This is a genomic window from Micromonospora citrea (assembly GCF_049629545.1).
Taxonomy (GTDB): Bacteria; Actinomycetota; Actinomycetes; order Mycobacteriales; family Micromonosporaceae; genus Micromonospora; species Micromonospora citrea_A.
In genome coordinates, this window is record NZ_JBNADX010000001.1 from 324,694 (window position 1) to 346,608 (window position 21,915).

Annotated in this window: 18 protein-coding genes and 1 pseudogene; 8 read left to right on the top strand and 11 right to left on the bottom strand. The window is 73.3% G+C overall.

What is annotated here, in order from left to right:
* Positions 1-84: 84 nt before the first annotated feature.
* The 4 genes from ACPFP2_RS01380 to pgi form a co-directional block, all read right to left on the bottom strand.
* The gene (locus ACPFP2_RS01380) at positions 85-750 is read right to left on the bottom strand and encodes a lysoplasmalogenase family protein (RefSeq protein ID WP_424085211.1); all 666 of its coding nucleotides are present in this window, start codon (positions 748-750) and stop codon (positions 85-87) included.
* Entirely contained in the window at positions 747-1,610 is an 864-nt protein-coding gene (locus ACPFP2_RS01385; RefSeq protein WP_424085213.1) for a sterol desaturase family protein, read from the bottom strand. Before ACPFP2_RS01385 ends, ACPFP2_RS01380 begins: the two co-directional genes overlap by 4 nt.
* A complete protein-coding gene (locus ACPFP2_RS01390; protein WP_424085215.1) occupies positions 1,598-2,323 on the bottom strand; it encodes a FadR/GntR family transcriptional regulator in 726 nt (241 codons plus the stop codon). Before ACPFP2_RS01390 ends, ACPFP2_RS01385 begins: the two co-directional genes overlap by 13 nt.
* 111 nt (positions 2,324-2,434) lie before the next feature.
* Positions 2,435-4,072, bottom strand: a complete 1,638-nt coding sequence (gene pgi, locus ACPFP2_RS01395) for a glucose-6-phosphate isomerase (protein ID WP_424085217.1) — start codon at positions 4,070-4,072, stop codon at positions 2,435-2,437.
* 241 nt (positions 4,073-4,313) lie between these two features.
* On the opposite strand from pgi, the gene ACPFP2_RS01400 reads away from it, so the two are divergent.
* Both ACPFP2_RS01400 and ACPFP2_RS01405 read left to right on the top strand, forming a co-directional pair.
* Entirely contained in the window at positions 4,314-6,278 is a 1,965-nt protein-coding gene (locus ACPFP2_RS01400) for an ABC transporter ATP-binding protein (protein ID WP_424085219.1), read from the top strand.
* Positions 6,279-6,591: 313 nt separating this feature from the next.
* Entirely contained in the window at positions 6,592-8,019 is a 1,428-nt protein-coding gene (locus ACPFP2_RS01405; RefSeq protein ID WP_424085221.1) for an endo-1,4-beta-xylanase, read from the top strand.
* A 153-nt stretch (positions 8,020-8,172) separates the two neighbouring features.
* Here the strand turns inward: ACPFP2_RS01405 and ACPFP2_RS01410 are convergent, their stop codons facing one another.
* The 7 genes and pseudogenes from ACPFP2_RS01410 to ACPFP2_RS01440 form a co-directional block, all read right to left on the bottom strand.
* Positions 8,173-8,682, bottom strand: coding sequence for an NUDIX domain-containing protein (locus tag ACPFP2_RS01410; protein WP_424085223.1), 510 nt, complete (start codon positions 8,680-8,682; stop codon positions 8,173-8,175).
* Positions 8,683-8,722: 40 nt separating this feature from the next.
* Positions 8,723-9,046 (bottom strand): annotated as a pseudogene (locus tag ACPFP2_RS01415) (NADAR family protein); the annotation flags it as partial.
* Positions 9,047-9,192: 146 nt separating this feature from the next.
* Positions 9,193-9,831, bottom strand: coding sequence for an SRPBCC family protein (locus tag ACPFP2_RS01420; protein ID WP_424085225.1), 639 nt, complete (start codon positions 9,829-9,831; stop codon positions 9,193-9,195).
* A complete protein-coding gene (locus tag ACPFP2_RS01425) occupies positions 9,828-10,190 on the bottom strand; it encodes an ArsR/SmtB family transcription factor (RefSeq protein ID WP_424085683.1) in 363 nt (120 codons plus the stop codon). The genes ACPFP2_RS01420 and ACPFP2_RS01425 overlap by 4 nt, the downstream gene beginning before the upstream one ends.
* A gap of 38 nt (positions 10,191-10,228) precedes the next feature.
* The gene (locus tag ACPFP2_RS01430; RefSeq protein WP_424085227.1) at positions 10,229-10,900 is read right to left on the bottom strand and encodes a peptidoglycan recognition protein family protein; all 672 of its coding nucleotides are present in this window, start codon (positions 10,898-10,900) and stop codon (positions 10,229-10,231) included.
* 24 nt (positions 10,901-10,924) lie between these two features.
* The gene (locus tag ACPFP2_RS01435) at positions 10,925-11,659 is read right to left on the bottom strand and encodes a lysozyme (RefSeq protein WP_424085229.1); all 735 of its coding nucleotides are present in this window, start codon (positions 11,657-11,659) and stop codon (positions 10,925-10,927) included.
* A 107-nt stretch (positions 11,660-11,766) separates the two neighbouring features.
* Positions 11,767-13,092, bottom strand: a complete 1,326-nt coding sequence (locus ACPFP2_RS01440) for a flavin monoamine oxidase family protein (RefSeq protein ID WP_424085231.1) — start codon at positions 13,090-13,092, stop codon at positions 11,767-11,769.
* A gap of 168 nt (positions 13,093-13,260) precedes the next feature.
* Here ACPFP2_RS01440 and ACPFP2_RS01445 point away from each other — a divergent pair, with 168 nt between their 5' ends.
* The 6 genes from ACPFP2_RS01445 to pglW all read left to right on the top strand — a co-directional run bounded on the left by ACPFP2_RS01445 (position 13,261) and on the right by pglW (position 21,825).
* A complete protein-coding gene (locus ACPFP2_RS01445) occupies positions 13,261-13,608 on the top strand; it encodes a YciI family protein (RefSeq protein ID WP_424085233.1) in 348 nt (115 codons plus the stop codon).
* Positions 13,605-14,804: an RNA polymerase sigma factor gene (locus ACPFP2_RS01450; RefSeq protein WP_424085234.1), complete on the top strand. Its 1,200-nt coding sequence runs from the start codon at positions 13,605-13,607 to the stop codon at positions 14,802-14,804. The genes ACPFP2_RS01445 and ACPFP2_RS01450 overlap by 4 nt, the downstream gene beginning before the upstream one ends.
* A 175-nt stretch (positions 14,805-14,979) precedes the next feature.
* Positions 14,980-16,080 (top strand): endonuclease domain-containing protein, encoded by a 1,101-nt coding sequence (locus ACPFP2_RS01455; protein ID WP_424085236.1) that lies wholly within the window; start codon positions 14,980-14,982, stop codon positions 16,078-16,080.
* Between the two features lie 31 nt (positions 16,081-16,111).
* Positions 16,112-16,798 carry a VOC family protein gene (locus ACPFP2_RS01460; protein WP_424085237.1) on the top strand — a complete coding sequence of 229 codons (687 nt, stop codon included), beginning with the start codon at positions 16,112-16,114 and terminating at the stop codon, positions 16,796-16,798.
* A 92-nt stretch (positions 16,799-16,890) separates the two neighbouring features.
* Positions 16,891-17,274 (top strand): nuclear transport factor 2 family protein, encoded by a 384-nt coding sequence (locus tag ACPFP2_RS01465; RefSeq protein WP_424085239.1) that lies wholly within the window; start codon positions 16,891-16,893, stop codon positions 17,272-17,274.
* Positions 17,275-17,397: 123 nt separating this feature from the next.
* A complete protein-coding gene (pglW, locus tag ACPFP2_RS01470; protein WP_424085241.1) occupies positions 17,398-21,825 on the top strand; it encodes a BREX system serine/threonine kinase PglW in 4,428 nt (1,475 codons plus the stop codon).
* The last annotated feature ends 90 nt before the right edge of the window (positions 21,826-21,915 follow it).

The following is a 21,915-nucleotide window of genomic DNA, read 5'->3' on the forward strand; positions in this document are numbered from 1 at the left end:
TTGCCCCTCCGGTCTCACGTTTTGCGGTGTTTCGTGGTGCCCGCCTGCGAGGACACCGCGACACGCCGCAAACCGTGCGGCCGATCAGGCGTCGATCGCGGGCTCCGCTCCGGCCAGGGTTCTGGTCGTTGACGTGGCACGGCGCTCGGGCTCGTCGCGGCGGGCCCAGGCCGTGGTGATGAGGTAGAGCGCGGCGACGTACGTGATCATCACCAGCAGCCCTCGCCCGGGCAGTTCGGCCCCGGCCGCGCCGACCCCGATCAGCAGGTCGGAGACGAGGAAGAGCGCCCCGCCGACCGCCGCCCGCCGGGACACCCCGGCCGCGGCGGCGGCCATCAGGCACAGCGCCAGGCTGTAGCCGAGCACCGGCAGCCGCAGATCGCCCAGTCGCCCCCAGAGCAGGGCGTTGGCCGCCGCCCAGAGCGCCAGGTAGCCGGCGAAGACCGCCAGCGGCGCCCGCCGGCGACGCAGGAACGCGGTGAGGAAGCTCAGTTGGGTGCCGAGGAAGCAGCCCATCCCGACCAGGAACGCGGTGGTGCCGGGCAGCAGCAGCGCCACGTCGCCGGCCGTCGCGAACACCAGCCCGGTCGCGACCAGGTCCCACCTGCGGCGTACGCCCAGCAACAGGATCAGCAGCAGCGGCGCGAGCAGCGGCTTCGCCGCCCACTGCAACGCCGGCACGTCGAGCGCGACGCCGGTCAGCTCGACGGCCACGACCAGCCCGAACAGCCCGGGCCAGAGCCGCCTCATCGGCTGACCGCCGGCTGCGGCGAGGGCGAGGCCGGCTGCCAGCCGGGCCGGCCGAACAGGTAGCCCAGCCGGTGCCGCCAGCAGGTGGCCGAGCGCAGGTCGGCCAGGATCGCGGCGTACTCGTGGGTGGCCACCCGCAGCGGGTTGTACGTGGTGATGTTCTTGGTCAACCCGTACCGAACGGCGGCGCGTTCCGGCTCGAAGCTGCCGAAGAGCCGGTCCCAGATGATCAGGATGCCGCCGTAGTTGCGGTCCAGGTACTCGGCGTTGGCGCCGTGGTGGACCCGGTGGTGCGACGGGGTGTTGAAGATGAACTCGATCGGCCGGGGGAGCCGGTCGATCCGTTCGGTGTGCAGGAAGAACTGGTAGAGCAGGCTGATCGACTGCTGCAGGAAGATCATCCACGGCGGGATGCCGAGCAGCGCCAGGCCGAGCCAGAACGGCAGCGAGGTCATCGGCGTCCAGCTCTGCCGCAGCGCGGTGGAGAGGTTGAAGAACTGGCTGGAGTGGTGCACCACGTGGCCGGCCCAGAAGAAGCGCACCTCGTGGTGGACCCGGTGGAACCAGTAGTAGGCCAGGTCGTCGGCGAAGAAGAGCAGCACCCAGGTCCAGACGCTGGTGGGGGAGAGCTGCACCGGCGCGACGGTCCAGGCCGCCGCGTAGAGCCCGACGGTGAGCAGCTTCCACGGGAATCCGATCACCTGGCTGCCGGCGCCCATGGACAGGCTGGTCGTGGTGTCACGTAGCTCGTAGCCGCGTTCGTCGTCGTCCGGGGCGAACCGGTACGACAGCGCCTCGACGACGATGAGCAGCAGGAACGCCGGTACGGCGTAGAGCACGGCGGGGATCATGCTCGGCATTGCCTCTCTGGTCCGGTGGTGGGGGTGGTGAGGTCGGCGGTGAGCAAGGTGTGCGCCTCGGCGGCGGCGTCGGCTCCCCGCCCCTCGGCGATCGCCGCGCCGAGGCGGCGGTGCCCGGTGACGTCCAGCAGCTCGGCGGCGCGTCGCTCTGGCGGCACCTCGCCGACCGCGACCGCCCCGGCCACCAGGCTGTTGAAGGCCAGCAGGTACGCGGTGTTGCCGGAGCCGTCGACGACGTGCCGCCAGAGCGCGATGTTGGCCTCGCCCATCCGGTGCAGGTCGGGCACGAGCGCGGTGAACTCCGCCACGGCCCGGACGACGGTCTGCCGTACCTCGGCGGTGGCGCGCTCGGCGCAGAGCCGGGCGGCGTCGACGCCGATGCAGGCCCGCATCTCCATCATGTCCCGTACCAGGTTGTCCACCGGGAGCACGTCGCCGGACTGGGCGAGCGAGAGCGCCAGGTCAAGACCGGCGTGCGCCCGCCAGTCGAGCACCCGGGTCGCGCCGCCCTGGCTGACCCGCAGCAGGCCGAGCTGCTGGAGCCGGCGCAGCGCCTCCCGGACGGCGTGCCGGTTGACGGCGAACGCGGCGGCCAGCTCCCGCTCGCCGGGCAGCGGGTCGTCGGGGCGGTAGCGCCCGCTGACGATGGCGTCGCGCAGCTGCGCGAAGACGTGGTCGGAGACGGAGCTGCGGGGGACGGGGACGAAGGTCACGGCAGCAGTGTGACGGCAGACACATCAACCCGTCAACTGGTTGGACCAGTTTTCGTACCGAAAGAACGGCGGCCGGGTCGTGGTGACCCGACCGCCGTCCCCGCGTACGCCTCAGGCCCGGCCGCGCTCCGCGCGGTAGCGACGGATCAGCGCCGCCGTGGAGGAGTCCACGTCGGACAGGTCCGGCGCGTCACCGGTCAGCTTCGGCGCGAGCTGGTTGGCCATCACCTTGCCCAGCTCGACACCCCACTGGTCGAACGGGTTGATGTCCCAGATCGCGCCGGAGGTGAACACGATGTGCTCGTAGAGGGCGATCAACTGGCCCAGCGTTGACGGGGTGAGCTTCGGCGCGATGATCGAGGTGGTGGGGTGGTTACCCGGCATCACCCGGTGCGCCACCACCTCCGGCGCGGTGCCCTCCGCCTCGACCTGCTCCTTCGTCCGGCCGAACGCCAGCGCCGCGGTCTGCGCGAAGAAGTTCGACATGAACAGGTCGTGCATGTCGCCCAGGTCGTGGTTGGGCCGGCTGAACGCGATGAAGTCCGCCGGGATCAGCACGGTGCCCTGGTGGATGAGCTGGTAGAAGGCGTGCTGGCCGTTGGTGCCCGGCTCGCCCCAGAAGATCTCCCCGGTGGCGTGGTCGACGGCGGTGCCGTCCAGCGTCACCGACTTGCCGTTGCTCTCCATCGTCAACTGCTGCAGGTACGCCGGGAACCGGTGCAGGTACTGCGAGTAGGGCAGCACGGCGTGGGTCTGCGCGTCGAGGAAGTTCGTGTACCAGACGTTGAGCAGGCCCATCAGGGCCGGCACGTTGCGCTCCACCGGCGTGGTCCGGAAGTGCTCGTCCACGGCGTGGTACCCGGCCAGCAGCTCACGGAACCGGTCCGGGCCGATCGCCAGCATCACCGACAACCCCACCGCCGACGGCAGCGAGTACCGGCCGCCCACCCAGTCCCAGAAGCCGAACATGTTCTCCGGGTCGATGCCGAAGTCGGCGACCCGTCGGGCGTTGGTGCTGACCGCCACGAAGTGCCGCGCGATCGCCGCGTCGTCGTCGGCGTCGAGCCCGGAGAGCAGCCAGGTCTTCGCCTGGTTCGCGTTGGCGAGGGTCTCCTGGGTGGAGAAGGTCTTCGAGACGACCACGAACAGGGTGGTCGCCGGGTCCAGGTCGTGGGTCTTGTCGTGGATGTCGGTCGGGTCGATGTTGGAGACGAACCGGCAGCTGATCCCGCCGTCCCGGTACGCCTTCAGCGCCTCGTACGCCATCACCGGCCCGAGGTCGGAGCCGCCGATGCCGATGTTGACCACGGTGGTGATCCGCTCGCCGGTGTGCCCGCGCCACTGCCCGGAGCGGACCCGCTCGGCGAAGGCGGCCATCCGGTCCAGCACCCGGTGCACGTCGGCGACCACGTCCTGGCCGTCCACGGTGAGCGAGGCGTCGCGGGGCAGCCGCAGCGCGGTGTGCAGCACCGCTCGGTCCTCGGTGGAGTTGATGTGCTCACCGGCGAACATCGCGGCGATCCGGTCGGTCAGCCGGACCCGCTCGGCCAGCGCGGTGAGCAGCGTCAGCGTCTCGTCCGTGACCAGGTTCTTGCTGTAGTCGACGTGCAGGTCGGCGACCTCGCCGGTGAGCCGCTCACCCCGGCGCCGGTCCGCGGCGAACAGTTCCCGCAGGTGGGTGCCGCGCATCGTCTCGGCGTGCTTGCGCAGCGCCTGCCATTCGTCGGTGGTGGTCACACTCGCTGCCATCGGGTCGATCTTCTCCTTCACGACGTTCGCCCGGCGGCGGGCCTCGCGCCGGCCGCCGGCTCGCCGTCCAGCCTGCCACCCGTGGGGGACCCGCGCGACGCGACGCGTCGGACCCGTCCCGCAGGGTGGTCGCCGACACGCCGTTGCGACACGTGTACGACACGCCGGTCACGCACTGACATCGGACGATCGCCGACAGTAGGCTCGCCCCTGCCCCGCTCCTCGACCCCGGGAGGACCCCATGGCGACGGTGACCGGCTCCCGCCCCGCGGCCGGCACGGATTCCCCGTCCGGTGACGAGGACGGGCTCGACCTGCCGGAGCTGGAGGACGGCCACTGGATGCACCATGCCACCCGGTTCGCCCACACCAGCTTCCGGGCGGTCGCCCGGCGCCTGCCGTACCTGGTCCGCGAGGCGGTCACGCTGGCCTGGTCGACCAGCCGTCGGGACACCTGCGCGGCGATCGGCCTCAACCTGGCCGCCGGGGTGATGACCACGCTCGGGCTGCTGGCCACCACCGGGGTGCTGCGGGAGTTGTTCGCCGCCGGGCCCACCCCGGACCGGGTCCGCGCCGCGCTGCCGTCGCTGGCCCTGGCCGCCTCGGCGGTGACCGCCAAGGGCGCCCTCACCGTCGCCGCCGGGTGGGCGCAGGCCCGGCTCATCCCGCAGATCAACTACGCGGTGGAGCTGCGACTCTTCGAGGCCACCACGGCGGTCGAGCTGGCCGCCTTCGACGACGCCGGATTCGCCGAGGAGATGGACCGGGTCCGGGACCGGGGGATGGCCGAGGCGGCGTCCATCGTCGACCACACCGTCAACCTGCTCACCGGGGTGGTCGGCGTGCTCGCCACCGCCGTGGCGGTGACCGTGATCCAGCCGGTGCTGCTACCCTGCCTGCTGCTCGCGGCGGTGCCCGAGGCGGTCACCGCCGTGAAGATGGCCCGCCGGCAGTACCTGCACATGCTGGCCCGGATCACCCGCCGCCGCCGGATGTGGATGCTGGCCCACCTGATGGCCAACCGGCACACCGCGGCCGAGGTCCGGGCCTACCAGATGCGCGGCTTCCTGCTCGCCCAGTACCGCCGGATGATGACCGTCGAGACGCGCGCCCTGCTGCGGCTGGCCCGCGCGCAGAGCACCACCCGCGCGCTCGGCATGTCCGTCGGCGGCGTCGCCGCCTTCGCCGTGTACGCGCTCCTCGGCGGCCTGCTGCTCACCGGGGTGGTGGCCCTGGCCGCCGCGGCGACCGCCCTGCTCGCCCTGCAGTCCGCGCGCTCCAGCCTCGGTGTCGCCGTCTTCGCCACCAACAACCTCTACGAGGACGCGCTCTACTACCAGGACTACCGCGACTTCCTGGACCGGGCGCGTGAGCGGGTCGCCACCGGCGCGGACCGGCCCACGAGCGGGTTCGACACCATCGAGCTGGACCGGGTCACCCTGCGCTACCCGAACACCGACGCTCCGGCCGTGGACGAGGTCAGCCTCACCCTGCGGCGCGGCGAGGTGGTCGCCCTGGTCGGTGAGAACGGCTCCGGCAAGACCACCCTGGCCAAGCTGATCGCCGGCCTCTACCGGCCCACCGGCGGGACGATCCGCTGGGACGGGGTGGACACCGCCGAACTGGACCCGGAGCAGACCGCCGCCCAGGTGGCCGTGATGACCCAGGACTGGTGGAAGTTCCCCTTCACCGCCGGGCAGAACATCCGCATCGGCCGGTACGACCGCCAACCCGGCCAGGGCGGCCCGAGCGTGGAGGAGGCCGCGCGGGCCGCCGCCGCGCACGACATGATCGCCGACCTGCCGTTCGGGTACGACACCCTGCTGGACCGGGAGTTCAAGAACGGTCAGGACCTCTCCGGCGGGCAGTGGCAGCGTCTCGTCGCCGCCCGCAGCCTCTACCGCGACGCCCGGCTGCTGATCTGCGACGAGCCGTCCGCCGCCCTCGACGCCCGCGCCGAGCACGCGCTCTTCGCGCACCTGCGCCGCCGGCCGGAGCGCGCGGTCGTGCTGATCACCCACCGGCTGGCCAACGTCCGGCACGCCGACCAGATCTTCGTGATGGAGCACGGCCGGCTCGTGCAGCGCGGCACCCACGACGAGTTGATGGCTGTCGACGGCCTCTACCGGGAGCTGTTCCAGCTCCAGGCCAGCGGCTACGTCGCGCACGCCACAGGATTCGGCGGCGCCCACCCGGCCGACGCCTGATCCTCGCCCGACCGAGCCTCGAAAGTTTCGACACTGGGCGGTCGATCCTGCCGGCGCTGCCGTCCCCGACGGGCGCGGAGGTCCCGCCGGGGTCGCGCGGTGGCCGGTCGGAGGAGGGGAGTCCATCGACTTTCGTTGAACTATCGAAAGCATTTCGATACCGTGGCGGCGGGAACGCTTCGACCCTCGCGGTGGCACCGCAGCACAGCGGTTCCCGACGTGGCCTCCGGGCGGGCGCGTCGGCGACGGCCACCGCGTCGGGCGCGGTCGAGGCGACGGTCCCCCCACCACACCTGTCGAAAGGCGATCTGCCATGAACCATGTCCCCGCCCGCTCCAGCGGGCGTCCGACGACCCGGGCCCGGCTGCGCGCCGCCCTCATCGCCGCCGTCGCCGGGGTCGCCGCCGTCGGCACGACGGTCGCCCTGGCCCCCAACGCCAGCGCCGCCACGACCCTGGGCGCCTCCGCGGCCCAGACCGGCCGGTACTTCGGCACCGCCGTCGCGGCGAACAAGCTGAGCGACTCGGCGTACACGACCCTCCTGAACCGCGAGTTCAACCAGGTCACGGCCGAGAACGAGATGAAGATCGACGCGACCGAACCGCAGCAGGGCGTGTTCACGTACGGCAACGCCGACCGGATCGTCTCGCACGCCCGTGGCCAGGGCATGAAGGTCCGCGGGCACACGCTGGCATGGCACTCGCAGCAGCCCGGCTGGATGCAGAACATGTCCGGCAGCGCGTTGCGCAGCGCGATGCTGAACCACGTGACCCAGGTCGCCACCCATTTCCGTGGCCAGGTCGCCTGGTGGGACGTGGTGAACGAGGCGTTCGCGGACGGCGGCACCGGCGCACGTCGCGACTCGAACCTGCAGCGCACCGGCAACGACTGGATCGAGGCGGCGTTCCGGGCCGCGGACGCGGCGGATCCGAACGCACAGCTCTGCTACAACGACTACAACATCGACAACTGGAACGACGCCAAGACCCAGGCCGTCTACCGGATGGTGCAGGACTTCAAGAGCCGCGGGGTCCCGATCGACTGCGTCGGCCTGCAGTCGCACTTCACCGGCGGGTCGAACTACCCGAGCAACTACCGCACCACGCTGTCCAGCTTCGCCGCCCTCGGCGTCGACGTGCACATCACCGAGCTGGACATCCGCAACGCGCCGTCCGACGCGTACCGCAACGTCGTCAACGACTGCCTCGCGGTCGCGCGGTGCAAGGGCATCACCGTCTGGGGCATCCGCGACTCCGACTCGTGGCGCTCCGGGGAGAGCCCGCTGCTCTTCGACGGCGGTGGCAACAAGAAGGCCGCCTACAACGCCGTGCTGACCGCGCTCAACAGCGGCGGGACGACCACCCCGCCGACCACGACGCCGCCCACCACCACGCCGCCCACCACCACGCCGCCCACCACGACCCCGCCGACCACCCCGCCGCCGGGCAACGCCGCCTGCGTCGCCAGCGTCCGGCTCGACTCCTGGAACGGCGGTTTCGTGGCGAACGTGACGGTCACCGCGGGGTCGTCGTCGCTCAACGGCTGGACCGTCGGGCTCACCCTGCCCGCCGGCGCGGCGATCACGAACACCTGGAGCGCGCAGCCCAGCGGCACCAGCGGCGCGGTGACGTTCCGCAACGTCAGCTACAACGGCAGCGTCGCCGCCGGCACCAGCACCACCTTCGGCTTCCAGGGCACCGGCGTCGGCCCGTCCGCCACGCCGACCTGCTCGGCGAGCTGACCCGGTGCCCGGCGCGGCGGAGCACACCCGCCGCGCCGGGCACCCCGCGCCGGCTGCGCCCGTGAGGCGCGGCCCGGAGACCATGACGTCGGCGGTACGGCTCGGCGTGCCGTACCGCCGACATCATGCCCGAGCGCCGCGCTGCCCGGCGGGTCAGCGGTGGCGGGCGAAGAAGTCGGCCATCGCGCGGGTGTGGGTGGAGAAGGCCAGCTCGACCGGCTCGGTGAGGACCAGCCACTCGGTGGCCTCCTCGGTGGGGGCCGACGGGGGCAGGCTCGCCGCCGGCCGTTCCGGCAGTTCACCGAAGATCATGATGGTGCCGCCGGCCGGGGCGCCGTGCACGGCGAACAGCCGCGCCCGACCGGCGTCGTCGACCAGGCCGGTCTCCTCCCACAACTCCCGCACCAGCGCCTGCGACCACTCCTCGCCGTACTCGATGAAGCCGCCGGGCAGGGCGAGCAGCCCGCGCGCCGGCTCGATGTCGCGGCGGACCACCACCAGGCCGAGCCCGACATCGGTGCGCACCGGCAGCAGCGCCACCGCGACCGGCAGCGGGTTGCGCCAGACCGTCTCCCCGCAGGCCGCGCAGACCCGGGGCCAGGTGACGTCCGCCGGATAGGCGGCGCCGCAGAAGGAGCAGTACGAGAACGGTACGCCGGTCATGTCGCCGCACGTTACCGCCCGGTGCACCACCCCGCTCGCGTCACGCCGCCCGCAGCGTCTCCCGCGCCCGCATCAGCGCGAACCCGAGCAGGTTGAGCCCGCGCCAGCGGGTCGGGTCCTCGGCGCGCGGGTCGTCGGCGGCCAGGCCGACGCCCCACACCCGGTCGACCGGGCTCGCCTCGACCAGCACCCGGTCGCCGCTGCCCAGCAGGTACGCCCGCAGGTCGTCGTGCTGGCCGAACTTGGCGACGCTGCCGGCGACCACGATGTCGTAGCGGCGGGCCTGCCAGACGGTCTCGTCGAAGCCGCGCACCTGACGGCCGAGCGCCTTGGCGCGCTGCGGGTGCCCGGTGGCGAGGATCCGCCAGCCCACCGACAGTCCGCGCTCCGATTTCGCGCGCCCGCGCCGGAGCGGACGGCAGGGGCGACGCCGGGCCACGCCCTTCGCGCGGCCCGGCGTACCCCCGATCGGGCCCCGTGGGGGCACGGCCCGGCGCCGTCGCGTGACGATCAGGCCGGCGCGCCGGTGTAGGCGGCGATGGTGCGGGCGGCGGCCGCCCGCGCGGCCTCCGGGTCGGTGCCGCCGGCGATGTCGGCCTCGCACCAGCGCTCGCCGGAGAGCGTGAAGAACTGCCGCCCCTCCTCGGAGGCCATCCAGGCGGCGGCCTGGTCGGGGGTGATCCCGCTGCCGTCGGCGGCCAGGTGGGAGGCGAGGCCGAGCAGGCCGGAGTCCCAGCCGATGCCCACCGCGCCCGGGCCGAACTGCAGCCAGCGCTCGTCGTCGACGTGCGCGACGTGCTCCAGCTCGAACCGGGTGCGTCCGCCGCCCTCGGGGGTCAGCCGCACCTCGATCCAGCTCACCTCGTCGCCGTACTCCCAGGTGGCCGAGAAGCTCTTGGGCGGGTCGCAGCGCTGGATCACGCCGCCGGCGTTGCCCTCGAACTGGTAGCGGCCGTGCAACCGCAGCTCGCCGGAGATGGGCAGGAACCAGCGGGGGATCCGTTCGGCGCTGGTGCAGGCGTCCCAGACGTCGTCCAGCGGCGCGTCGTACGTCTGGCTGATGGTCAGCACGCGGGCCTCGCCGGCCTCCAGCGTCCGGTTGCCGATGCTGCGTCGTACGGCGTTGATCTGGTGGGTGACGTCGGTCATGGGTGCTCCTCGGGTGTGCTCGTCGGTGGACGCACACGCCGTTCGCGCCGGCCGCGGGCCAGTTCGGTGCCCAGGGCGTCGAGCTTCGGGCCCCAGAACCCACGGAAGCCGGCCAGCCACTCGTCGACCTCCCGCAGCGGTCGCGGGTCCACGGCGTAGAGGCGGCGGGTGCCCTGCGGGCGCACCGTGGTGAAGCCGTTGTCCCGCAGCACCCGCAGGTGCTGCGAGACGGCCGGTTGAGAGATGCCGAACTCCTCCTGGATCACCGCGCAGACTCCACCGGCGCTCCGCTCACCCTCGGCCAGCAGCTCCAGGATGCGGCGGCGTACCGGGTCGCCGAGGACGTCGAAGGCGTGCACAGCTCTTTCTATCAAGACCGACTTATATAAGCAACGACTTAGCCGAGGCGCGCGGCGACGGCGGCGCGCAGTTCGGGGAGCCGGCCGTGCAGCAGCCCCGGGCACTGGGTGGCGTTGAAGTCCTTGTGGCCGTAGATCTCGCTGGCCGGGATGGCGTATTGCTGGCAGGTGAAGGCGCAGAACCGGACCAGGCTGTCCCAGAGCGCCTGTGGCGGCTGCGCGTCCAGGTAGATGCCCTCGTTCTCGATGCCGATCGCCTGGCTGTTCTGCCCCACGCAGTGCGCCCCCTGCACCATGGTCTGCCCGTGCAGCAGCGCGTACAGGCTGCCGTGCCGGCCCTCGGTGAGGTGGCCGCCGCGGCTGTTGGTGAAGTGCTGCCCGGAGTCGAGCCAGCCGTTGGTGTCCATGTGCAGGTCCTGGATGTCGCGGGAGTTCGCGTACGCGTGGGCCAGGCTGTAGTCGGTCGAGTTCGGGAACGCCGTGTGATGCACGATGATCTTGTTGGGGCGGTTCTGCACCACGCTGACCCGGGAGGCCGGCGGCCGGGCGCCCCAGGTGGCGCAGTTGGCGATGGTCGGCTGGTCGACGCGGGTGGCGGCGGCGCGCACGCCCCGGTCGCCACCGAGCTGGCCCAGGGCCGAGACGCCGGCGGCGGCGCCGAGCAGGACCGCGCCGCGCAGCGCGGTGCGGCGGGAGACGGGTGCGGACATTCTCGTCCTCCTCATTGTCCGAGGTCAGCAGGGTCCGTCGCAGGCGAGCACCTTGAGCCGGTCGAGCGAGCCGTTCCAGACGTTCTGGTCACCGGGCAGGACGCCCGAGGACGACCACTGCCAGAAGGAGTACGTCGGCCAGCCCGCCGGCAGCGTGCCGACGGCGCCGGCGTACCGGGCGATCCAGAGCGGGTTGGTGGCGGCGAACCCGCTGTAGTTGCCGGTGCAGGTGCTCCACCAGTCCGTGGTCGTGTAGATCGTCGCCCAGCGGCCGGTGCGGGCGCGGTACTGGTTCACGAAGGAGGTGATCCAGCTGCGCATGCCGCTCTGGCTCAGCCCGTAGCAGGTCGCGCCGTACGGGTTGTACTCGATGTCGAGCGCGCCGGGCAGCGTCCGGCCGTCCCGGGACCAGCCGCCGCCGTGGTCGACGAACCAGTTGGCCTGAGTGGCGCCACTGGACCGGTCGGGCAGGGCGAGGTGGTACGCGCCCCGGATCATCCCGACGGTGTAGGAGCCGTTGTACTGCTGGGCGAAGTACGGATTGGTGTAGCCGGTGCCCTCGGTCGCCTTGACGTACGCGAAGCGGGCGCCGTTGCTCCAGGCGGCCGACCAGTTGACGTTGCCCTGGTAGCTGGAGACGTCCAGGCCGGGCAGCCCGGCCGGGGCGGCGTCGGCGGAGGTGGGGCGGAGGGCGGCGGCGCCGGCGAGCACCATGACGGTCGCCAGCAGGGCCGCCGCGCTCGCGCGCAGACGGTTCATCTTTCCTCCCTGGGGGTTGCCGCGCGGGCGGCGGGGAGTGGCGAAAGGAACTGTCAGTATTAGGGCACGAGACGTAGATAGTTTTCAATAGGCGTAATCAAGATTGTCTATGTGGGCCAGCCGTGTGCGGCCAGCACCTCGGCCGCCGACCGCTCACCGGCCAGCACCGCGCCCTCCAGGTAGCCGGCCCACCGCGTCGCCGTCTCGGTACCTGCCCAGAACACCCGGCCGGTCGGGCGACGCAACTCCGGGCCGTACCCGGTCCACGAGCCGGGGGTCAACGCGCCGCAGAAGCAGCCCCGGGTCCACTCGTCGGCCGACCAGTCGTACTCGACGAGGTCGTCCGGTCGCGCGGCGGCCGGGCCGACGAGCGCCACCAGCGCGTCCAGCAGCGCCTCCCGCCGCCGCTGCGGGGACATCCGCCGCAGCTCGCGGGCCGCACCGCCGTACGCGAACGCGGTCAGCACCCCGCGCGACGAGCCCGGCACGCCGTTGTCCACCGTCTCCGTCACCGGCCCCTCGGCGGCGGTCGCCACCCCGGAGCGGCCGTCGGCCCGCCAGAACGGCTCCGGGTAGACCGCGTGCGCCTTCAACGCCGAACCCATCGGCATCCGCTGGGTCAGCCCGTCGCGCAGCGCGGGCAGCGGCGGGTCGTACCCGATCCGGCCGGCCAGCGCCGGGGCCACCGCGACCACCGCCGCGTCCGCGCGGTGCGCACTCCCGTCGGTGTACGCGACCACACCGCCACCGTCCTGACCGATCGCGCGCACCGGCGTGCCCGTGACGACGCTTCCCGCCGGCAGCGCGCCGGCCATCCGCTCCGCCAGCGCCGCCGGACCGCCGACGATCCGGTCCTGCTGTGCCCCGCCCGCCATCGCCAGCAGCAGCCCGCTGCCGCCCCCGCTGCGCAGGTAGAACAGCAGCTGCAACAGCGACACCTCCGCCGGGTCGGCGGCGAGCAGGCCACCGGCGAGCAGGCGTCCGACGTACCGGGCCGACACCGGGTCCGGCGCCACGTCGGCCAGCCAGCCACCGAGCGTCGTACGGTCCCACTCGGCCGCCCGCGCGGCCCGCCACGGCTCCGCCGGATCCACCTCGGCGGCATCGGCGTCCAGCAGGGCGACCAGCCGGTGCGCCGACTCCGGCGCCGCGTCCCGTCGCCGGCCGTCCCAGAGCACCGTGGCCGCGCCGACGGACGCCGACGGGAAGGTGACCAGACCGTGCTCGGCCACCAGCGCCGCCATCCGGTCCTGGGTCGGGCCGATCCACTGCGCCCCCAGGTCCAGCGCGGTGCCGTCGGCCAGCCGGCGGGTGAGCACCCGGCCGCCCACCCGGTCCCGGGCCTCCAGCACCACCACCTGCGCGCCGGCCCCGACCAGCGCGGACGCGGCCGCGAGTCCGGAGAACCCCGCACCCACCACCACGACCCGCACGGCGGGCGGTTACCCGCGCCACCGCCGGGCACACCTGCGCCGCCGTCCGTCGTCCGTTGTCCGTCGTCCGTCGTCCGTCCGGACGTTCCCGGCGCCGGAGTGTCGATCCGCCGGGCCGCCGTTCGTGTGGAAGGTGGAAGCTGACCCACATCCACCAGGAGGCGTGACGTGAAGCAGTACCTGTTGAGCATCTACCAGCCCGAGGGCGGCACGCCCGACCCGGAGTTCCTGGCCGGGGTGATGCGCGAGCTGGGCGCGATCCGCGACGAACTGGAGGCCGCCGGCTGCTGGGTCTTCGGGCAGGGCCTGCACGGCCCGGAGACCGCCACCGTGCTGCGCGCCGAGGGCGACCAGGTGCTCGTCACCGACGGACCGTTCGTCGAGGGCAAGGAGCACCTGGGCGGCTTCACCATCCTGCGGGCCCCCGACCTGGACGCCGCCCTGCACTGGGGTCGCCGCTACGCCCGCGCCACCACCCTGCCCATCGAGGTCCGCCCCTTCCAGGGCGACGGGTGACCGACCCCGTCGAGCGGGTGTTCCGCGCGGAGTACGGCCGCGCGGTAGCCGTCCTGGTCCGCCTCCTCGGCGACATCGACCTCGCCGAGGAGGCCGTCCAGGACGCGTTCACCGAGGCCGTCCGGCGCTGGCCGGCCGACGGGCCACCCCCGGCCCCGGCCGGCTGGATCATCACCACCGCCCGCAACCGGGCCATCGACCGGCTGCGCCGGGAAGCGTCCCGGGCCGACCGGCACGCCGAGGCCGCCCTGCTGCACGCCCCGCAACCACCCGCCGAGGAGGGACCCGTGCGCGACGACCGGCTCCGCCTGATCTTCACCTGCTGCCACCCGGCCCTCGCCCCGGCCGCCCGGGTCGCGCTCACCCTGCGCCTGCTCGGCGGGCTCAGCACCGCCGAGATAGCCCGCGCCTTCCTCGTCCCCGAGCCGACCATGGCGCAGCGGCTGGTCCGCGCCAAGGCCAAGATCCGCCACGCCGGTATCCCGTACCGGGTGCCGTACGACGCCGACCTGCCCGACCGGGTACGCGCCGTGCTCGCCGTCGTCTACCTCGTCTTCAACGAGGGACACACCGCCACTGGCGGGCCGCACCCGGTCCGCGCGGACCTGTGTGCCGAGGCCCTGCGTCTCGGCCGGCTGCTGGTCGAGCTGATGCCCGACGAGCCGGAGGCGTCGGGCCTGCTCGCGTTGATGCTGCTCACCGAGGCCCGCCGCCCCGCCCGGGTCGTCCCCGACGGGTTCGTGCCGTTGGCCGCGCAGGACCGCACCCGATGGGACCGTGCCCTGATCGCCGAGGGCCAGGCGCTCGTGCGCCGCTGCCTGCGGCGCGGGCGTCCCGGCCCGTACCAGATCCAGGCCGCGATCAACGCGGTGCACAGCGACGCCGCGACGGCCGCCGACACCGACTGGGGCCAGGTCCTGGCACTGTACGACCACCTGCACGCGCTCGCCCCCGGCCCGGTCGTGGCGCTGAACCGGGCCGTCGCCGTGGCCGAGGTGCACGGTCCCGCCGTGGCGCTCGCCCTCGTCGACGCCCTGCCGTTGACGCACTACCACGTCTTCCACGCCGTCCGCGCCGACCTGCTGCGCCGCCTCGGCCGTACCGACGAGGCGGGTGCGGCCTACCTCGCCGCCCTGAGCCGTACCGCCAACCCCGCCGAGCAGGCGTACCTGCGGCAGCGCCTCGCCCCCCGCTGACCGCCCCGCCCCGCCCTCATGATCGGGTAGCAATTTCGAACACGACACGCCGGTGAACGTGTCCCGAATTGCTACCCGATCATGAGCGGCCATAGCAGAGTCGGGGCGGATGCGGGGGTTGTGCACAGGCGGGGTGGGTGTCCACAAGGCGGCGGCGTCGAGAGCGGACGATGGCGTGTCGTGGTCCATCCTCGCGGGTGTGCATCCGGCGCTGCGATCCCTTGTCGAGCGGGGCGGCGGGGTGGTGACCCGTCGGACGGCCACCCAGGTCGTACCCGGCTGGGTCCTGCGGCACAGCTGCCTCACCGGCGCCCTCCGCCCGGCCCTGCCCGGCGTCTACGTCGACGCCGCCCTGCTGAGCAGCACGCCGCTCGTCCCGCCCGCGCCGCGGAGCCCGCTCCACGAACCGGCGATCGGCGACGGGCCGCCGGACGAACCCCGCCATCCCAAGACCCGCCGGGCCGGGACGGACACCCGCGAACCCGTCTTCCGACACCTCGACCTCCACACGAGGCGGCGGGTCGCCCTGGCCCACGCCGACGGGCGGGTGGCGCTGAGCAGTGTCACCGCGCTGGACGTCTGGGGTCTGCGCCGGCAGTTGGCTGACGAGCCGACGCACCTCGACACGCCGCGCGGGTCAGGGCTGCGTCCCCGCCCGCTGCTGGCCGTGCACCACCGGCACGGGCTCACGATGGGCCCGCCCGACGTGGTGGTCCGGGGCGGAGTGCCGGTGGTACGGCTGGAGCGGGCGCTGGTCGACGCCTGGCCGCTGCTCCCGCCCGTCGACCGCGCCGCGCCGGTGATCAGGGCGGTCAACGACCGGCTGACCACACCCGAACGGATCCGGGCCGCGCTCGCCACCGCCCCCCGGCTGGCCGACCGCGCGCAGCTGCGTGCCCTGCTCGCCCGGCTCGACGCCGGTTGCCGCAGCCCGCTGGAGGTGTGGGGCCACGACCACGTCTTCACCGGCCCGGGGATGCCGGTGTTCCGGCGCCAGGCTCGCGTCGTCGTCGGCCGTCGCGTCATGTACCTCGACGTCTACGCCGAGCGGGAACGCGTCGACTTCGAACTCGACGGCGCGACGACCCACGGCGATCCCCGGCAGCGGGAGGTCGACCTGCGTCGCGACGCGCTGCTGGCCACCGTCGGTGTGCTCGTCGTGCGCTTCGCCCACCGCCGCCTGGTGCACGAACCCGAGGCGGTACGCCGCGAGGTCTTGGCGATTCTCGCCAGCCGCCGGCGGGATCGACGAGAAAACCTGATCCCGAACACGTGATTCGTCGATCGTCCATGGATAGAGTGGCGCGGTGCAGAGTCGAGTGCAGGCGCAGGTGCCGGTGCTGTACGTCGCGGACGCCGACCCGGCGCGACGCTTCTACGAGCACTTCGGCTACACCGAGGTCCGCACCGGCGGCGACGGCGACTCGCGGTGGTCGTACCTGCAGTGCGGTGAGCTGACCCTGCTGCTGGCCGCGGTCACGCCGCGTTTGGTCACGGTCGAGTTGCCCCTGCTGGTCTACCTGTACGTCGACGACCTCGAGGCGACCGTCGCGCAGTTGACCGAGGCCGGATGTCAGGTGGAGCGGGTCGGCTATCCCGAGCACGCCCCGGGCGGTGAGTGCCGCGTCGTCGACCCGGACGGCAACGTGGTGCTCTTCGGTCAGCGCCGGGCGGTGCCGGAGCAGGCCCGGGTCGAGCGGACCGGCAGCGAGGCGCGGTTCTCGCTGATCAGGGAGGCCGCCGAGGCCGTCAGCCGCCGGGGTGGCGCACCCGCCCGGTGCCAGATCGGTGGTCCGCGCGGCGAGCCCTGCGCCGAGCCGGCCGAGGTGAAGCTCGCCGACTCGTGGGGCGACACGGTGTGGGGCTGCCTGACGCACGCCGACGAGACGCTGCTCAACGCGCACGGGGCGTTCCTGGCCAGCGAGGACGGGCAAGGGCTGGGGCGGTACCTGCGGGCGCGGCAGAGCCGGCCGGAGCAGGCAGCCCTGAGCTGAGGGTGCTCACCGTCCTGCTCACCTGGTAGTGCCCGTTCCCCGGGCGTCCGGCAACTATTGTTCGTAGAGGTCGGATGGCCTGGAGTGCGCCGATGGCGAGAGGAGCGGACATGGCGGTGGACCTGCGCGCGCGCTCGGCCGCCGAGGTCTTCGACGAGCACCTGCGGCTGTCCGCCGAGGGGCGCTTCGCGGAGGACATCGCCCGCAACGTCTCGCCGTCCTGCGTCGTCCTGGACCGTCGGGGTGTGTTCCGGGGGCACGAAGGGGTGACGCTGCTGGCGCGCTGGCTGGGCGAGGAACTGCCCGGCGCCCGGTTCACCTACCTGACCCGTCTGCTCGAGGACCGCGTCGCGTTCCTGGAGTGGACCGCCGAGGCCGACGGCGCGCGGGTCCGTGACGGCGCCGACTCCTACATCATCGAGGACGGGTGGATCGTCGCGCAGACCATCCACTACACGGTGGAGAGCACGCGGTAGGCCGTCGTACCGGTACCGCCGCGACCAGCAGCTCCGGCCCGCCGTCACCAGCGGGAACCGCCCTGACTGTCCGCAACCGGCGGGGTCGGCATCGGCGCGCAGGCGGGGCCTAGGATCGTCGGCATGCAGGAGGGCCGGTGGACGACGATCACGCCGTCGCAGTTCACGCACGAGCGGGAGGCGCTGGCGCACGTCCAGGCGTTGCTGCCGGACACCGAGCCCTACCGGGCCTGGTCGAACTTCACCTTCACCGCCCAGACCGGCCACCCGTACGAGGTCGACCTGCTGGTGGCGGCCCCGGGCGGGCTGTACCTGATCGAGGTCAAGAGTCTGACCGGGCGGCTGGTCTCGAGCGGCTCGAACTGGATCCAGTCCAGCCCGAGCGGCACGCGCACCTTCGACAACCCGTTGCACCTGGCGGACCTTAAGGCCAAGAAGCTGAAGGCCCTGCTCCAGGTCGCCGCGAGCCAGCGTAAGGGGCCGCCGGTCAGGATCCCGTTCGTGCAGGCGGCGGTGTTCCTGTCCAAGCCGGGCCTGCACGTCGGGCTGTCCGACCACCACCTGCACGGCCTCTACGGGCCCGAGCCGGCCCCGGGGCATCAGGCGGGCACGCTTCCCACCATCACCTCGCTGCTGCACCGTCCGCCCCAGGACGAGCGGCACCGGGTCACCAAGGAACTGTCGTCGGCGCTGCCCGATCTGCTCGACGCGGTCGGTATCGCCCGCAGCCGCAAGCACTACCAGGTCGGTTCGTGGGAGCTGGAGACCCGCCCCTTCGACCTCGGCCCGACGTGGCAGGACCACCACGCCCGGCACCGGGACCTGGAGCGGGAGCACCGCCGGATCCGGATCTACCTGGTCGAGCGCAATGCCGTGCAGGACGAGCGGGCGAGCATCGAGCGGGCCGCCAAGCGCGAGATGCGCGCGTTGCACGGCATCAACCACCCGGGCATCGTGCGGGTCGACTCGATGGAGTCGCACGAGGCCGGTCCGGCGCTCATCTTCCGCCACGACCCCCGTGCGATCCGCCTCGACCACTACATGGCCCAGTACGGTAACCGCCTCGACGCCCTGAGCCGGCTGGCCATGATCCGCCAGCTGGCCGAGGCGGTCGCGTACGCGCACCGCCGCCGCCTGCACCACCGCGCGCTCTCGGCGCGCAGTGTTCTGGTCAGCCCGGGGCCGAAGCGGCGCGGCGGCACCGACGAGGAGGCGTGGCTGGTCCCGCAGTTGCAGATCAGCGACTGGCAGGCCGCCACCCGTGCCGCCGACTCGGCCGGCGGGAGCAGCGGTGACCCGGTCACTCTCTCCTCCCACGCGGCCTCGCACATCGAGTTGTCCGCCGAGGCGTACCTCGCGCCGGAGCTGACCGCACCCCGGCCGGACCCGGTGGCGATGGACGTCTTCGGGCTGGGCGCGTTGGCGTACCTGGTCCTCACCGGCCAGCCGCCGGCGGGGAAGCGGCAGGAGTTGCTGGCCCGGATCGCCCGCGACAACGGCCTGCGGGCTTCGTCGGTGGCGGACGGCATCTCCGAGTTCGCCGACGCACTGATCAAGGAAGCCACGGCGCCGGTGCCGACGCAGCGGCTCACCACGGTCAGCGAGTTCGTCGAGATGCTGGAAGAGGTCGAGAACGAGCTGACGGCGCCGCCGCCGGCCTCGGTGCACCCGGAGGAGCCGGAACCGGAACCGGTCGACCCGCTGGAGGCCCGCGCCGGCGACCAGGTCGCCGAGTGGACTGTGCGCAAGCGGCTCGGCACCGGCTCGACCTGCCGCGCGTTCCTTGCCCACAACGAGCGCACCGGCAAGGACGAGGTGCTCAAGGTCGGCCTCTCCGACGAGAAGGGCGCCCGGCTCGCCCACGAGGCACGGGTGCTCCGCCCGCTGACCGACTCCCGGGTGATCCGGCTGGCCCGCCCGGAGCCGCTGCAGATCACCAACCGTACGGTCATCGTCCTGGAGCACGCCGGCGAGCTGACCCTGGCCCGCAAGCTGCGCGACGACGGCCGGCTGACGGTCGACGAGCTGGAGACGTACAGCGACTACCTCTTCGGCGCGCTCGACTACCTGGAGGGCGAGGGTGTCTACCACCGGGACATCAAGCCGGACAACATCGCCGTCCGGGTCCGCCCCAACCGCACCCGGCAGCTGGTGCTGTTCGACTTCTCCCTGGCCGGGGTCTCGGTCAAGGAACTCACCGCCGGCACGCCCCGCTATCTCGACCCGTTCCTCGGCACCGCCAGCCGGCAGGTCTACGACAAGCACGCCGAGTGGTACGCCCTCGCGGTCACCCTGCACGAGATGGCCTCGGGTGAGCTGCCCGTCTGGGGTGACGGGGGCACCGAGCCGCAGCTGACCGAGGGCCCGCCGGTGCTGGCCGTGGAGGCGTTCGACCCGGCGATCCGTGACGAGCTGGTGGACTTCTTCCACCAGGCCCTGCACCGTGACCACCGCCGCCGGTTCGCCTCCCTGAAGGACCTGCGCGACGCCTGGCAGCAGGTGTTCCGCCGCTCCGACGCCAGCACCCCGGTGGGCACCGACCACCCGGACGCCGAGGCCGACGAGCCGGACGTCGAGGTCGCCGACGCGGCCCGCGAGGAGGCGGCCGGCAAGGCCACCCGGGCGACCGCCCTGGAGGCGGCCGGGCTGACCCCCCGCGCGGTGTCTGCCGCGCACCGGCTCGACGCCAGCACCGTCGGCGAGTTGCTCGCCGTCGCCAACAAGTTGGCCCACCTGCCCGGCCTCGGCGCGAAGACCCGGCAGGAGTTGCAGCGCCGGGTCAAGGAGTGGCGCACCCGGCTGGGTGAGCGGGAGACCATCCCCACCTCGCCCGCCGCCCGCAAGGCCGCCGCAGCCGAGGCGGCCGCCGAGACCACCGCCGGGGACGGCGGCCCCGATCTGGTAAACGTCGGGCTCGACGCGATCGCCACGCTGCTCGTGCCGGCGAAGAACGGCCGCAACGCCGCCGAGGTGGAGGCGACCCGGCTGCTCCTGCGCCTCCCCGACGACACGGGGGCCCTGCCGGCGCTGCCGCCGTGGCCGCAGCAGCCGCAGGTCGCCGCCACCGTCGGGGTGACGCCGGGCCGGGTGGCGCAGATCCTCGGCAAGCAGCGCAGACGCTGGCAGGACATCCCGGTGCTGGGCAGTGTGCGTACCCAGATCATCGAGCTGTTGCGCGACGGCGGCCGGGTGATGGGCGTCGGTGAGCTGGCGGCGGCGCTGCTGGGCAGCCGAGGTTCGGTGCGCACGGGCGACGAGCTGCGCCGGGCGGTGGCGCTGGCCGCGGTGCGGGCCGCCGTGGAGACCGACGCGCTCGCGGACGAGCCGCGGCTGCTGCTGCGCCGGCACAGCCGGCCCGACGTCGACGGCAGACCCGACCCGAGGGGCGACCGCCTGCTGGTGGCGTTGGAGGCCGGCGACGACGACGCGCCGGACACCCCGGCCGCCCCTGCGCTGCTGGACTACGCCGACGCGCTCGGCAAGGCCGCCGACAAGCTCGCCGCCAGCGAGGTGCTGCCCAGCGCGGCGACGGTGCTGCGTACCCTCGCGGCGGTGAACGCGCCCGGCGGCGCGGCCGACGCGATCGACGAGCGGCGGCGGGTGCTGCTCGCGGCGGTGGCCTCCGAGCGGGCCGCCGCGACCGCCCGGCTGGAGCTGTACCCGCGCGACCTCGATCCGGTCCGCGCGCTGCGCCTGGCCCAGGCGGGTGTGGTGCCGCCGGCGACCACGGCGGAGGGGCGGCGGGGCCTGACCCCGGACCACGTCCAGCAGCGGGTGACCGCCCGGTTCCCCGAACTGGCACCACTGCCGCCGCATCCGAAGCTGGACCGGCTGCTCACCGAGGCCGGCTTCGACCTGCGTTGGGAACGCGACCGGTACGTCCCGCCACCGCCCCGCGCCGGCTCGTCCTCCATGTCGATCATCCAGCGGCGTCCGTCGGCGACGAACGTGCCGAGCCACTGGGCGGCCGAGTCGCCCGAGCTGGCCGAGGCGATGCGGGCCGAGGAGCGGCTGACCGGCGCCCGGTCCGCCGGCGGCTTCCGGGCCCTGACGGTACGCCTCAACCGCTACGCCCTGGCCCGCGACGAACTGGTCCGGCGCTTCGACGCCCGGCCGGTCAACGTGGCCGCCCGCTTCCTGCACCACCTGCACGCCCTGGTCGACGCCCACCCGAAGCCGACCTGGGAGACGGTGCTCGGCGCGGACAACGCCGAGCCGAACACCCGCCCCGCGATCAAGCTGGGCGAGTACGTCGAGCGGGCCTGGCAGCTCGCCGCCCCGGAGTTGCGCACCGAGCTGTCGGCCGACGCCGGGCCGGTGCTGCTGCACGACGCGGCGGTGCTGGGCCGCTACCGGGCGATGTCCCTGCTCGACGAGCTGGTCGACGCGGCGCGCGGCGGGCAGGGTGGCGTGTGGCTGCTCTGCCCGATGGAGGACCCGGGGCTGCTGCCGAAGCTGGACGGGACGGTGGTGCGCGTCGGTGACAACGAGTGGATCGGGCTGCCGGACGCCTGGGTGGTGAACGCCCACCGCAGCACGGTGCATGCTTGACCCACCTCCGCGTAGCACCCCCGCTGCATCTTGATCCTTGTCGTCAGAGCCGCTCGACACGCCGCGCTCCGCGTCGCCGAGCTGCCAGCC